General features: G+C 37.0%; 13 protein-coding genes. 3 read left to right on the top strand and 10 right to left on the bottom strand.

Annotation, left to right across the window (positions count from 1 at the left end):
* Nucleotides 1-250 precede the first annotated feature (250 nt).
* The 3 genes from rsmG to mnmE form a co-directional block, all read right to left on the bottom strand.
* A complete protein-coding gene (gene rsmG, locus ACSKT4_RS09605) occupies nt 251-967 on the bottom strand; it encodes a 16S rRNA (guanine(527)-N(7))-methyltransferase RsmG (protein WP_465823245.1) in 717 nt (238 codons plus the stop codon).
* Between the two features lie 137 nt (nt 968-1104).
* A complete protein-coding gene (mnmG, locus tag ACSKT4_RS09600; RefSeq protein WP_186871222.1) occupies nt 1105-2991 on the bottom strand; it encodes a tRNA uridine-5-carboxymethylaminomethyl(34) synthesis enzyme MnmG in 1887 nt (628 codons plus the stop codon).
* A gap of 67 nt (nt 2992-3058) precedes the next feature.
* On the bottom strand, nt 3059-4438 hold the full coding sequence (gene mnmE / locus ACSKT4_RS09595; protein ID WP_281413734.1) for a tRNA uridine-5-carboxymethylaminomethyl(34) synthesis GTPase MnmE: 1380 nt from the start codon (nt 4436-4438) through the stop codon (nt 3059-3061).
* Nucleotides 4439-5081: 643 nt separating this feature from the next.
* Between mnmE and ACSKT4_RS09590 the strand changes: the two genes are divergently transcribed.
* Nucleotides 5082-5381 carry a YfzA family protein gene (locus ACSKT4_RS09590; protein WP_465823244.1) on the top strand — a complete coding sequence of 100 codons (300 nt, stop codon included), beginning with the start codon at nt 5082-5084 and terminating at the stop codon, nt 5379-5381.
* Nucleotides 5382-5433: 52 nt separating this feature from the next.
* On the opposite strand, the gene ACSKT4_RS09585 is transcribed toward ACSKT4_RS09590, so the two are convergent.
* From ACSKT4_RS09585 to rpmH, 7 genes are all read right to left on the bottom strand, one after another.
* On the bottom strand, nt 5434-5664 hold the full coding sequence (locus ACSKT4_RS09585) for a YozQ family protein (RefSeq protein WP_186871057.1): 231 nt from the start codon (nt 5662-5664) through the stop codon (nt 5434-5436).
* An 18-nt stretch (nt 5665-5682) separates the two neighbouring features.
* On the bottom strand, nt 5683-5934 hold the full coding sequence (locus ACSKT4_RS09580; protein ID WP_211740797.1) for a hypothetical protein: 252 nt from the start codon (nt 5932-5934) through the stop codon (nt 5683-5685).
* 228 nt (nt 5935-6162) lie between these two features.
* Entirely contained in the window at nt 6163-6384 is a 222-nt protein-coding gene (locus ACSKT4_RS09575; protein WP_465823242.1) for a hypothetical protein, read from the bottom strand.
* A 400-nt stretch (nt 6385-6784) separates the two neighbouring features.
* Complete coding sequence (jag, locus tag ACSKT4_RS09570) at nt 6785-7399, bottom strand: RNA-binding cell elongation regulator Jag/EloR (RefSeq protein WP_186871060.1); 615 nt, start codon at nt 7397-7399, stop codon at nt 6785-6787.
* A complete protein-coding gene (spoIIIJ, locus tag ACSKT4_RS09565; protein ID WP_211740796.1) occupies nt 7396-8160 on the bottom strand; it encodes a YidC family membrane integrase SpoIIIJ in 765 nt (254 codons plus the stop codon). The genes jag and spoIIIJ overlap by 4 nt, the downstream gene beginning before the upstream one ends.
* A 111-nt stretch (nt 8161-8271) precedes the next feature.
* On the bottom strand, nt 8272-8616 hold the full coding sequence (rnpA, locus tag ACSKT4_RS09560; protein ID WP_186871062.1) for a ribonuclease P protein component: 345 nt from the start codon (nt 8614-8616) through the stop codon (nt 8272-8274).
* Between the two features lie 176 nt (nt 8617-8792).
* Nucleotides 8793-8927, bottom strand: coding sequence for a 50S ribosomal protein L34 (gene rpmH / locus ACSKT4_RS09555; protein ID WP_010094630.1), 135 nt, complete (start codon nt 8925-8927; stop codon nt 8793-8795).
* 809 nt (nt 8928-9736) lie between these two features.
* Between rpmH and dnaA the strand changes: the two genes are divergently transcribed.
* Together dnaA and dnaN are read left to right on the top strand one after the other, a co-directional pair.
* Nucleotides 9737-11077 carry a chromosomal replication initiator protein DnaA gene (dnaA, locus tag ACSKT4_RS09550; protein WP_186871063.1) on the top strand — a complete coding sequence of 447 codons (1341 nt, stop codon included), beginning with the start codon at nt 9737-9739 and terminating at the stop codon, nt 11075-11077.
* A 189-nt stretch (nt 11078-11266) separates the two neighbouring features.
* Nucleotides 11267-12403, top strand: a complete 1137-nt coding sequence (gene dnaN / locus ACSKT4_RS09545; protein WP_186871064.1) for a DNA polymerase III subunit beta — start codon at nt 11267-11269, stop codon at nt 12401-12403.
* The last annotated feature ends 436 nt before the right edge of the window (nt 12404-12839 follow it).

The following is a 12839-nucleotide window of genomic DNA, read 5'->3' as shown; positions in this document are numbered from 1 at the left end:
TATCTTTATAAGATAGATTAATAGTTCTGTACCTATAATCTATAAATCTCTCCTCTATATGAAATGTTTCACGTGAAACATTGTAGCCTGAAACTATGTATATTCTCGCCTATGTCCTACACGAAATCTATTCTAGTTTACCATAGAATTAACGCTAAGCCTATTTTATCACAATCTATTAAGCTTGGACATGAATGATATACTCCTTCGACAAAAAAACAGGAAAAGTGATATTTTCCTGTTTTATAACCTATTCGATTGGTTCTTTATTAGGTGTCCCCGGTTTACGTGGATATTTCTTTGGTGTTTGTCTTTTCTTTGAAATAATCACAATGGATCGCTCACTATTCTCTTCTGGTAATGTAAAGGTGTGGGTTGATTCTATCTCTCCCCCTAAAACCTCGATGGCAGTTTTTCCACTTTGAAGCTCCTCATTAGCTTGTGCACCCTTCATCGCGATAAACACGCCATCTTTCTTCGCTAATGGAATACATAATTCACTTAAAACGGACATTCTCGCAACCGCCCTTGCCATTACCGTATCAAATGACTCCCGGAACCTGCTATTCTTGCCAAAGGTTTCTGCACGATCATGGTAGAATGCTACATCGGTTAACTCCAATTGAGCAGCTAGATGATTAAGGAAGCCGATCCTCTTTTGTAAGGAGTCTACAATCGTTACCTTCAAATGTGGGAAACAAATTTTCAATGGAATACTTGGAAATCCAGCACCTGCACCGACATCACAAATCTGTTGCGCTGTAGTGAAGTCATGATAAAAGGCAGCTGATATGGAATCATAAAAATGCTTCAAATAGACATCTTCTTCTGCCGTCAATGCGGTTAAATTAATTTTTTCATTCCACTCTACTAACGTTTCAAAATAAATTCGAAACTGCTCTAACTGCCGATCGGTTAAAACAATCCCCTGCTTCTCCAGTTCAGCTGCGAATTGCGTTGGATTCATTTTTACTAACTCCTTTATTCATCATTATGTATACATAAGGTCAGACCCTTTAGATAAACGCACTCTTATGCGAGTTTATCTAAATACAGCAAGGAAGGTATCCTTCTCTCGCAAAAGGTCTGACCCTTGAAATAAATTTAATTGGCTACTTTAGCTATTTTCCCTTGCTCAATGTAAACCAGTAAAATAGAAATATCTGCAGGGTTTACACCAGAAATACGAGATGCTTGGCCAACGGATAGTGGACGAACCATTTTCAGTTTTTGTCTTGCTTCTGTTGCAAGACCACTAATTGCATCGTAATCAAGATCATCTGGAATTTTCTTATCTTCCATTTTCTTCATACGTTCCACTTGTTCATTCGCCTTCTTAATATACCCTTCATACTTAATTTGTATTTCTACTTGCTCTTTTACATCAGCAGGAAGTGAGTCATCGGATTCTATCACAGAATCGATTAAATCGTAGTTTAACTCTGGTCGCTTCATTAAATCATATGCCTTCATTGGCTCTTTTAATGGTGTAGCATTTGCTCCTTCTAGCATTGCTTGCACTTCAGGAGTTGGTTTAATGGTAATTTTGCTTAAACGTTTCTTTTCTGCTTCTACTTGTTGTTTCTTCAATTCGAATTGCTTATAGCGCTCTTCCGAAATTAAGCCTAATTCATAGCCAATATCGGTTAAACGTAAGTCCGCATTATCATGACGTAATAATAGACGATATTCTGCACGAGATGTTAATAGACGGTAAGGCTCTCTCGTACCTTTTGTCACTAAATCATCAATTAACACACCGATATACGCTTGGGAGCGATCTAATATAACAGGGTCTTTGCCTAGAACTTTGGCTGCAGCATTAATACCAGCCATAATACCTTGTGCAGCAGCTTCTTCATAACCAGAAGTACCGTTAATTTGCCCAGCTGTATAAAGACCAGGAATTTTCTTAAGCTCTAATGTCGGCCATAGCTGAGTTGGTACAACAGCATCATACTCAATCGCATAACCAGGACGCATCATTTCTGCTTTTTCTAAACCTGGAATAGAACGAAGAATATCATGCTGTACGGATTCAGGTAATGACGTAGATAGTCCTTGCACATATACCTCTTCTGTATCTCTACCCTCTGGCTCAAGGAAAATTTGGTGACGTGGTTTATCATTGAAACGCACGATTTTGTCCTCAATGGATGGACAATAACGAGGTCCAGTACCACGCTTAGCACCGGAGTACATAGCAGAAAGTCCTAGATTTTCATTAATAATTTTATGGGTAAATTCATTCGTATACGTTAACCAGCAAGGAATTTGATCCGTAATAAACTTCGTCGTTTCATAAGAGAAACCTTGAGGCTTCTCATCCCCTGGTTGAATTTCTGTCTTAGAATAATCAATCGTATGGCTATTTACTCGTGGTGGTGTACCTGTTTTGAATCGAGTTAATTCGATTCCTAGTTTTTCAAGATTCTCTGAAAGCTTAATAGATGGACGTTGGTTATTTGGTCCACTTTCATACTCTAAATCTCCCATTAATACTTTTCCACGCATAAATGTACCAGTTGTAATAATGACTGTTTCAGCACGGTAAGCAGCACCGGTTTCGGTCAGAACCCCTTTACATATGCCGTCCTCGATAATGAGAGAGTCAACCATTCCTTGACGAATGGTAAGATTCTCTTGATTTTCAAGGGTTTGCTTCATTTCTTTAATATAAATAGGTTTATCTGCTTGTGCGCGTAATGCTTGAACTGCAGGGCCTTTACCTGTGTTTAGCATACGCATTTGAATATAGCTTTTATCAATTGTTTTAGCCATTTCCCCACCCAAGGCATCGATTTCACGTACCACGATACCTTTCGCTGGACCACCGACTGATGGATTACATGGCATAAAAGCAATCATATCAAGGTTTAACGTCAGCATTAGTGTTTTTACACCCATTCTCGCAGCAGCAAGACCAGCTTCAACACCTGCATGACCTGCACCGACAACAATCGTATCATATCGCCCTGCATCATATACCATAACTGTTCATCCTTTCGTTATTTTAGCATTCATAATCATTCAGTAAGATTAGTGCTTCTTCCAAGCTCTATTTTCCTAAACAAAACTGCGAGAAGAGTTGATCGATAAGACTATCACTTGCTGTATCTCCAATAATTTCACCTAAAAACTCCCATGTTCTTGTCACATCAATTTGAACAATATCAAGTGGCATTCCCATTTCCAGAGAATTCATCGCATCCTCTAACGCTTGTTTCGCCTGTCTTAATAGCTGAATATGTCTTGCATTAGAGACATAGGTTAAGTCGCCTGAATCAATATCTCCCGCAAAGAAAGACGTTGCAATAGCTGATTCTAATTGCTCAATTCCCTCTTCCTTCAATAAGGAAGTCGTAACAATTTTCTTATCACCAACTAATGCATGCACTTCATCCATATTTAGCTTTTGCTCTAAGTCTGTTTTATTCACAATCACAATATATTCGAGCCCTTTAACCGCCTCAAATAATCGTAAATCTTCCTCGGTCAATTCTTCATTATTATTTAAAACAAATAGAATTAAATCCGCTTCTTTTAAGGCCTGGCGAGAACGCTCCACACCAATTCGCTCTACAATATCTTCTGTCTCCCGAATTCCAGCGGTATCGACTAAGCGCAAAGGAATACCTCGTACATTTACATATTCCTCGATAATATCTCGTGTCGTACCTGGAATATCGGTAACAATCGCTTTGTTTTCTTGTACTAATGCATTGAGTAAGGAGGATTTACCTACGTTTGGACGACCAATAATCGCAGTAGCAATTCCTTCCCGAAGGATTTTTCCTTGTTTAGCTACACTTAATAGCTCTTCTATCTCTCCATGCACTTCTTTCGTTTTTTGTCGCATCATCTCATGAGACATTTCTTCTACATCATCATATTCTGGATAATCGATATTAACCTCTACATGTGCGACGGTTTCCAATAAAGATTGGCGGTATTTCTTAATTAAAGCAGATAAACGGCCATCCATTTGCTTTAATGCTACATTCATTGCTTTATCTGTCTTGGCACGAATCAAGTCCATTACCGCTTCAGCCTGTGATAAATCAATACGTCCATTCAAAAAGGCACGTTTTGTAAACTCACCAGGATCTGCTAAACGCGCACCCTGCGATAATACAATTTCAAGCACACGATTAACGGAAACTAATCCACCATGACAATTAATTTCTACTACATCTTCACGGGTAAAGGTTTTTGGTCCACGCATTACGGTTACCATTACCTCTTCCGCAACTTCATTCGTTTCTGGATCGATTATTTTACCATAATGAATCGTATGCGAATCTACCTTCGTAATATCTTTCCCTTGATAAATCTTATCCGTTATTTCTAATGCATCTGGTCCACTTAAACGAACAATCGAAATTGCTCCCTCACCTATCGGGGTTGAAATCGCCGTAATCGTATCTGTCTCCAACATTCTTTTCACCTCCACTAACATTTTCTATCTATATAAACGCTATTTTTTATCCACAATTGTATAGCAACGGATTTTTACCGTCACTAACTTAATAGAATAACACAACTTCAGACAAAAATAAACTTATCCACAATAATATTTTTTCATTTTATCCTTTCACTACTTACTAACATGTGGATAAGTTGAGTAGAGATAAAAAAATTAGTTATACACAACATTGTTTTGTAGTAAAAATAGCTTGTGTATAAAATTTATGCACAAGCTGGAGAGAATTTACTGAGGCTGGGACATAGCTATTTCTAACATAGGATAAACCGAACATGAAAGTTAGCGCATCAAATCCGCCCCGGAAATATACTACGCTTTCCGTGGCGGCTGGTGAGCCTCCTCAGAGCTAAAGCTCTTCCGGGGTCTCACCGATGCCTTTCCTCCCACAGGAGTCTCCGTATATTTCCGGGGCTAATGTAGTGATTGTTCGTATTTTATTACCTTTGTTTTAGTTATGTCCCAGCCTCTGATAATCCTTTTAACGCTACTACATACAGCAGCATTCAATCGTTCCTAACCAATAGGAGACGAATTTTGAAACTTTTTATCTTATTCTGTCGTATTGCTACTATGAGAATAAAGGGGGAGAACGCAATTGGTTACGAAGCAAAATTCTCGGCCGTTTTGGAGGGAGAGTTGGGTGTCCTCCATTGGTGTATTTATCTTATCCCAACTAATTTTTATCACGTTGGAAGCAACTGGATGGATGCCTAATTATCGTGAAATGGATGGGAAACTTTTGGGAAACATCATGGAAGCTGCTTTTTTCAAAGAATGGTTCACCTATTATGAAACACCACATCTCAATTTACTTACCTTATTCTTCGGTATCGCATTTCTCATACCTGGAATAATAGGCGCTATAAGGTACGTGATCCGTAAGCAAAAAGACTAAGTTCCTATATTAGGGTACTTAGCCTTTTTTCATATAATATGCATTATCTCTACTAGAAATTATCCTTGTCTAGTTCCTCCCCGTGATAACTCTTTAACTCCCCTTGCTCATCTAGCTGATCAATGCTGCCATCAATGGTACCTTCTGTATATGCATCGGTTGCTTGCTCATGTGTAATAGCCATACCCTTTTCCGCTTGATTATTACTCTGATATCCCGATACATCAAAATACTTTTCTGCCACGTCATTAGATTTATTTAACTCTTTCTTATCTTTACCCATCAAATCTTCCTTCCTATGTTAATGTATTTGCTTCACGATTACTTCTAGATCCCTTTGCAGATTTTTCATATCATCATCATTTAACAAAATGGGAACTTGATCATTTACGGTAATATAACAAGAATCGTTCTGTCTATCTAAATAAGAAACCATTTTAACTAACTGTTCCAAAGACAAGGTTGATGCAGTGGAAATATTCTTGACTTGGGTTAAATAGAAGCTATTATGTTCAATTTCTCCATGAAATACGATTCCATTAAATTGTTCCACTTGTCCTTCTCCTTTTACATCCAGACATTATTCATTAGTATGGAACACTTTCCTTAAAACATACATGAGGATATTTGCTTACTTACTGCTCTCAAACGTTAATCTTAACCTCTGCTTTTATTCACTACTTGGGATCCTCTATTGTTTACTTCTTCCTTCACTACCGCTTCATTTAATTAAAATACCCTATCGATCACTTCATTCCCCTTATCTACGATTGGTGCAGAATCACCACCTCTTTTCCCCGGAAAAAGGTACTAATATACTTCCTCTGTTACTTTTTCTTCTCGGCTCAACCTGATATGGGCACTGATGCTCTTCTCTGTTACCTTTTTCGGCTTGCCCAACTGAAAATGGGCACTGATGCTCTTCTCTGTTACCTTTTTCGGCTTGCCCAACTGAAAATGGGCACTGATACTCTTTCTCTGTTACCTTTTTCGTCTCGCCCAACTGAAAATGGGCACTGACACTATCCCTCTGTTACCTTTATCCCCGCTACCATCAAAAAAGGGGCACTGACACCTTCTCTCTGTTACCTTTTTCTCCTCGCCCAACTAAAAAGGGGCACTGACACTCTTCCTCTGTTACCTTTCTCACCTCGCTCAACCGAAAAAAGGCACTAACAGCTTCTCTCTATTACCTTTTGAAGCTCACTCAACCTAATAAGGGCATCGACAGACATCCTCCGTTCGCCCTCTCTACTCTCACCCAACCGAAATAGGGCACCAACTGCCCACCTCCATCCCATTCGCATAAAAATACCACAGTTAGAAACACTGTGGTAGAGCGGAGATTTTTATACTTTCTTATTTCAAAAAAAACCCCTGGTTCCCCAGAGGTCTTTTACTTACTATGGTTTAATAACGACATGTCGATGTGGTTCTACTCCATCGGAATATGTCGATATATCTTGTTTATTTTGTAATACACTATGAATGATTTTTCTTTCATAGGCTGGCATTGGTTCAAGTGCAACCTTTTTATTAAAGCGCTTTGCCTTGTCTGCCATACGTAACGCTAAAGTTTCAAGAGTTTCCTTACGGCGCCCGCGGTAGCCTTCCGCATCTAATGTAACCGTATAGTACTGATTGCCTTCTTTATTGATGACTAAATGTGTTAAATATTGTAATGCATTCAAGGTTTGTCCACGTTTTCCGATTAAGAGAGCAATTTTCTCTCCACTTAAATCAAAATTAACATGGTTCCCATCAACAGTAGTGGTAATATCCACTTCTACATTCATATTTTTCACAACATTAAGGATGAATTTTTCAGCTTCTTGTATTGGATTCTTAGCAAGCCTCACCTTTACAATGGCACGCTTAGCACCGAATACACCTAGAATTCCTCTTTTCCCCTCATCAATAATATCCACTTCTACTTGGTCCCTAGATGTGTTTAACTGCTCTAATGCTGATTGGACCGCTTCGTCAACTGTTTGTCCAGTAGCAGTTACTTCTCTCACTTTTTGTCTCCCCCAGAATTCGTATCCTTCATCATTGGCTTACGAATGAAAATGGTTTGTGCAATCATGAATAAGTTACCGATTACCCAGTAAAGTGCTAGTGCAGCTGGGAAGAAGAATGCAAATACCGTAATCATGATCGGCATCATATAAAGCATAACCGTCATTTGTGGGTTTGCTGCTGCAGGGCTTCCTGCCATCATTAGTTTTTGCTGTAAGAATGTTGTTAAACCAGCAATAATCGGTAATACATAATCCACTTGATCCAATGGGAACCAAAGGAATGTATGCCCACCAATTGCCTCAGTACGCATAATCGCATGATAAATACCAAGTAAGATTGGCATTTGAATAAAGATTGGTAAACAACCTGCTAGTGGGTTAACACCATGCTTTTGAAATAGTGCCATCGTTTCCTGCTGTAATTTCTGCTGTGTATTCGCATCTTTTGAGCTATATTTCGCTTGTAATTCCTTTAAAGCCGGTTGAATATCTTGCATTGCTTTAGAACTTTTTAATTGCTTAATATTTAGTGGAAGTAATAAGGTACGAATAATTACTGTCACTAAAATAATTCCTAATCCATAGTTCTCGTTAAATAAATCAGCAAAATACATAATTAACCATGATAACGGATAAACAAAATAACTATTCCATATTCCTTCACTTTCCTCTGTAATTGGCTGATCTATTTCTGTACAACCAGATAATACTACTAGCAATCCAATTAGTATTGCTATAAAAAATATCTTCTTACGCAACTTCTGCTCCTCCTAACTAGTCCAACAAAAAAATCGCTTACATCTATCATAAACTTTTATAACACATATTTTACAATAAACGAGCATTAGATTCTATCTTAATCTAACACATTACCTACGCTTTAATAGTCTTTCTTTCGACAATAAGTGCGTTAAGCTTTTCTTTATCTCAAAAAAATCCATCGCCTTAGTTGGCTGCCTCGCAATGATAATCATATCATAGGAAGCTTCAATATCATTTTCTAGCTCATGAAATGCTTGACGTAAATAACGTTTAATCCGGTTCCGTACTACCGCATTCCCAATCTTTTTTCCTACAGATAAGCCAATTCGAAAATGTTCCTGATCCTTTTTCTTCATATAATAGATAACCAACTGTCGATTCGCAAAAGATTTTCCCTTTTTAAAAATAGCTTGAAAATCTTTATTGTCCTTCACCCGATATTCTTTCTTCATCACTCATCACCTAACACTAAAAAAGCCAAGTTCCCCTGTTCTTTATGTAAAAAAGCAGGTGGGTCTATATCCATTGTGAACCACTGCTTTAAAGTTTATTCTATCCAATTTAGAATTCCGTTTTACACCGTTCATTCTCTCTCTAGCGTAAAAAAGACCACTGACGCTTCAGTGGCCTATGCAGATAATACTTTTCTTCCTTTACGACGACGACGAGCTAAAACTTTACGACCGTTTTTAGTGCTCATACGTGCGCGAAAGCCATGTACCTTTTTACGCTTACGGTTATTTGGTTGAAACGTTCTTTTCATTTATGTTGCACCTCCCCGAGGGATCTTATTTCTCCAAAACAAAATCTAATCCAATAGACATCCATGCAATTATACTGAAAAAATCCACCAACGTCAACTTGCATTTTCAGAAAAACTTACATTTATTCCTCTTTTAACAATCCCGATTTCATTTCTTTCACAAACAAGTACGATACTTATTCCCCCTTTTACAACAAAAAACACTTATCCACACACCTTGTTCATGAATTTTTACGCCCAATTTTCTATCCACAACATTTGTCGACAAGATAATCACAAAATATAGTGGTGTGAATAAAAAATGTCTACAACCACTAGATATTGTGGATAAGTGTCGAAAAACCATTGCAGAGCTTGCTTTTTTTTGATATTATAGTTGTGTTTTAACATGTTAATAAGTATTTCTCTAGTAAAACTTATACACAATTTGTGGATATCCTGTGGACAATTATTCACAATCTGTTTTTAACCTTATCCACAAATTTATATAATCTGCGAATAACTCTTTTCCGTACTTGTACTGTATAATGTAAATTATCCACAACCACATGTAACTATTTTTTGTAGTTATAGTTAGAAAACGTCACATTTTAATAGCAAATGGGATTGTTTTTCTATTGCAAGCTGGAAATAGTTTAACCTTGTTCTATCTGCGAAAAAAATAATAGAGTATGTACCTTTCCATCTTATGAAGCATCTTTTTAAAATATTATGAAGCATCTTTTTAAAATATGCGGAAAAGATTGAGAGAGGTTTTTTATTCTTAATTTAGGCTAATCTATTATCGTTATTTGAAAGGGGGGAACGAATTGGAAAATATCCATGATTTATGGAATGCTACTCTTGAAAAGATAGAGGAAAAAATCAGTAAACCTAGCTTTGATACATGGTTAAAGGAGACGAAAGCAGAGAATTTAGAAGGAAATACGCTAACGATATCTGCTCCAACCGAATTTGCTAGAGATTGGTTAGAAGAACAATACTCCCAGCTAATTCAAAAGGTTTTACTAGAAGTAACAGGGTCAAAGCTTAATATAAAAATTATTATTCTAGATACTGTCATAGAAGAAGAAATAAAGCAGAAACCAAAGCCAAAAGCAAATGTTCATGATACCCATGACGGAAAAACGATGTTAAATCCTAAATATACATTTGATACATTTGTAATTGGATCGGGAAACCGTTTTGCGCATGCAGCATCCTTAGCTGTTGCCGAAGCACCTGCTAAAGCTTACAACCCATTATTTATTTATGGTGGCGTTGGTTTGGGGAAAACCCACTTAATGCATGCGATTGGCCACTATGTACTAGAACATAATAAAGATGCCAAGGTGGTATATATTTCGTCTGAAAAGTTCACGAATGAATTTATCGACGCCATTATGGAAAACAAAACGACTAACTTCCGTAATAAATACCGTAATGTTGATGTATTGCTAATCGACGACATCCAATTTATTGCTGGAAAAGAGTCAACCCAGGAAGAATTTTTCCATACCTTTAATGCGCTTCATGAAGCAAATAAACAAATTATTATTTCTAGTGACCGGCCACCAAAGGAAATACCAACACTGGAAGATCGCCTTCGTTCTCGATTTGAATGGGGACTTATAACGGATATCACCCCTCCTGACTTGGAAACCAGGATCGCCATTTTAACGAAAAAGGCTAAGGCTGAAGGTCTTGATATCCCAAATGAAGTCATGCTCTATATTGCTAATCAAATTGATACGAATATTCGTGAGCTTGAAGGGGCATTAATTCGCGTTGTGGCATATTCATCACTTGTTAATCAAGATATTGATGCGGCATTAGCAGCAGATGCATTAAAAGATATAATTCCTAACAATAAACCACGAGTGATTACAATTGCTACGATTATGGAAGTGGTTGGTGAGAAATATAATGTCAAAAAAGAGGACTTTTTGGCTAAGAAACGTACAAAGTCCATTGCCTTTCCACGACAAATTGCGATGTATTTATCTAGAGAACTAACAGATTATTCCTTACCTAAAATCGGGGAAGAATTTGGCGGTCGTGATCATACAACTGTCATCCATGCCCATGAAAAAATAGCAGGCATGTTAGATAAGGATTCTCTTTTTGCAAAAGAGATCGAAGAAATTAAACAACAATTACACGCTCTTTAAGATGTTATCCCCTGTTTATAGCGTGGATAACACATACACAGTTACAAACAGTTTATTCACATGTGGATAACTATATTCTATCTAGGTTCAAACGGGTTATCCACATAATCACAGCCCTTATTACTATTATTACTATCTTTTTATAATAAAAATAAATATATATAGAACCATCCATTGGAGGATTTTTTCATGAAATTTACGATTCAACGTGATCAATTAATCGATAGTGTTCAAGATGTAATGAAAGCCATATCTTCAAGAACAGCGATTCCAATTTTAACTGGAATGAAAATTGAGGCGAAATCTCATGGCATTACGTTAACTGGTAGTGACTCCGATATTTCGATTGAATCTTATATTCCAGCTGAAGAAGAAGGAATGGTTAATGTAGAAAATATTGAAGAAGGAAGTATTGTATTACATGCGAAATACTTCCCTGATATTGTACGGAAATTACCTGAACAACATGTAGAAATTGAAGCGGATGAGAATCTTAGCGTCACAATTCGTTCTGGTAAAGCAGAATTCCATCTAAATGGTCAAGATGCAGAAGAGTACCCTCAATTACCAAAATTACAAACAGATGATAGCTTTGAACTACCTACTGATTTATTAAAAAGCTTAATTAAACAAACTGTATTTGCAGTTTCATCCATGGAAACTAGACCAATTCTAACTGGTGTCAATTTATCACTTGTCGATAATAAATTATCCTTTACCGCAACAGATAGTCACCGATTAGCATCTAGAGAAGTTCCTGTTAATTCAACAAAGGTTCAATTCGAAAGCATCGTCGTACCAGGAAAAAGTTTAAATGAATTAAATAAAATTCTAGATGACTCGGAAGAAATGGTAGAAATTAGTGTAACAAATAACCAAATCTTATTTAGAACGAAACACTTAAACTTCCTATCGAGAATCCTTGACGGTAACTATCCAGAGACTTCTCGATTAATTCCTGAACAAAGTAAAACCGTTCTACAAGTTAAAACAAAAGACTTAATTTCTAGTATTGATCGTGCTTCTTTACTAGCACGTGAGGAACGAAATAACGTCGTAAAATTATCTACTTTAGATCAAAATATTGTAGAAATCACAAGTAATTCCCCTGAAGTTGGACATGTATCGGAAGAACTGACCGTACAATCCATCGAAGGAGAAGAACTGAAGATTTCGTTTAGCTCTAAATATATGCTAGATGCACTAAAAGTAATGGATGTTGATGAAGTGATGGTAGACTTCACTGGGGCAATGAGACCATTCATCATCCGCCCTATCAACGATCCAGCCATGATCCAATTAATCTTGCCAGTACGAACTTATTAACATGTGGATAATTATTTTTTCATAAAGTTTAGTTTTGGTAAATTTCCTATTGAAGCACTAGGATCCTAAACACTCTATCAATGTATAAGGACGGTTTAGAGGAAAAGTGTTTCCATTGTAAGGATATAAAGTACTCTTTGGAAAATAATCATAATGAAACGGAACGGTCGGCATACACGAAGGCTCCGCGGGATTAATGAACCTCCATGACACCCCTTAAGAAGTAGCAAAAAGGGTTTATGGGCAACCCGTTAGAAAGAGTTGTGTATGCCGGCTGTGGTTCTGGCTAGAATAAAAAATGGCTTTTATCACCAAAATGAATGATAAAAGCCATTTTTTCATGCACATAAAAGCATTTATAAGCCTATATAACCGTTTTAATTATAATTTAAGGGGCATACCTTTCCTTAAAGCAAAAACTTTAGTAAAATGATAA

It is taken from the genome of Ornithinibacillus liuyingii (assembly GCF_055550225.1).
Note: the sequence above shows the minus strand (reverse complement) of the source record. Positions and strands in the feature narration are given on the sequence as shown.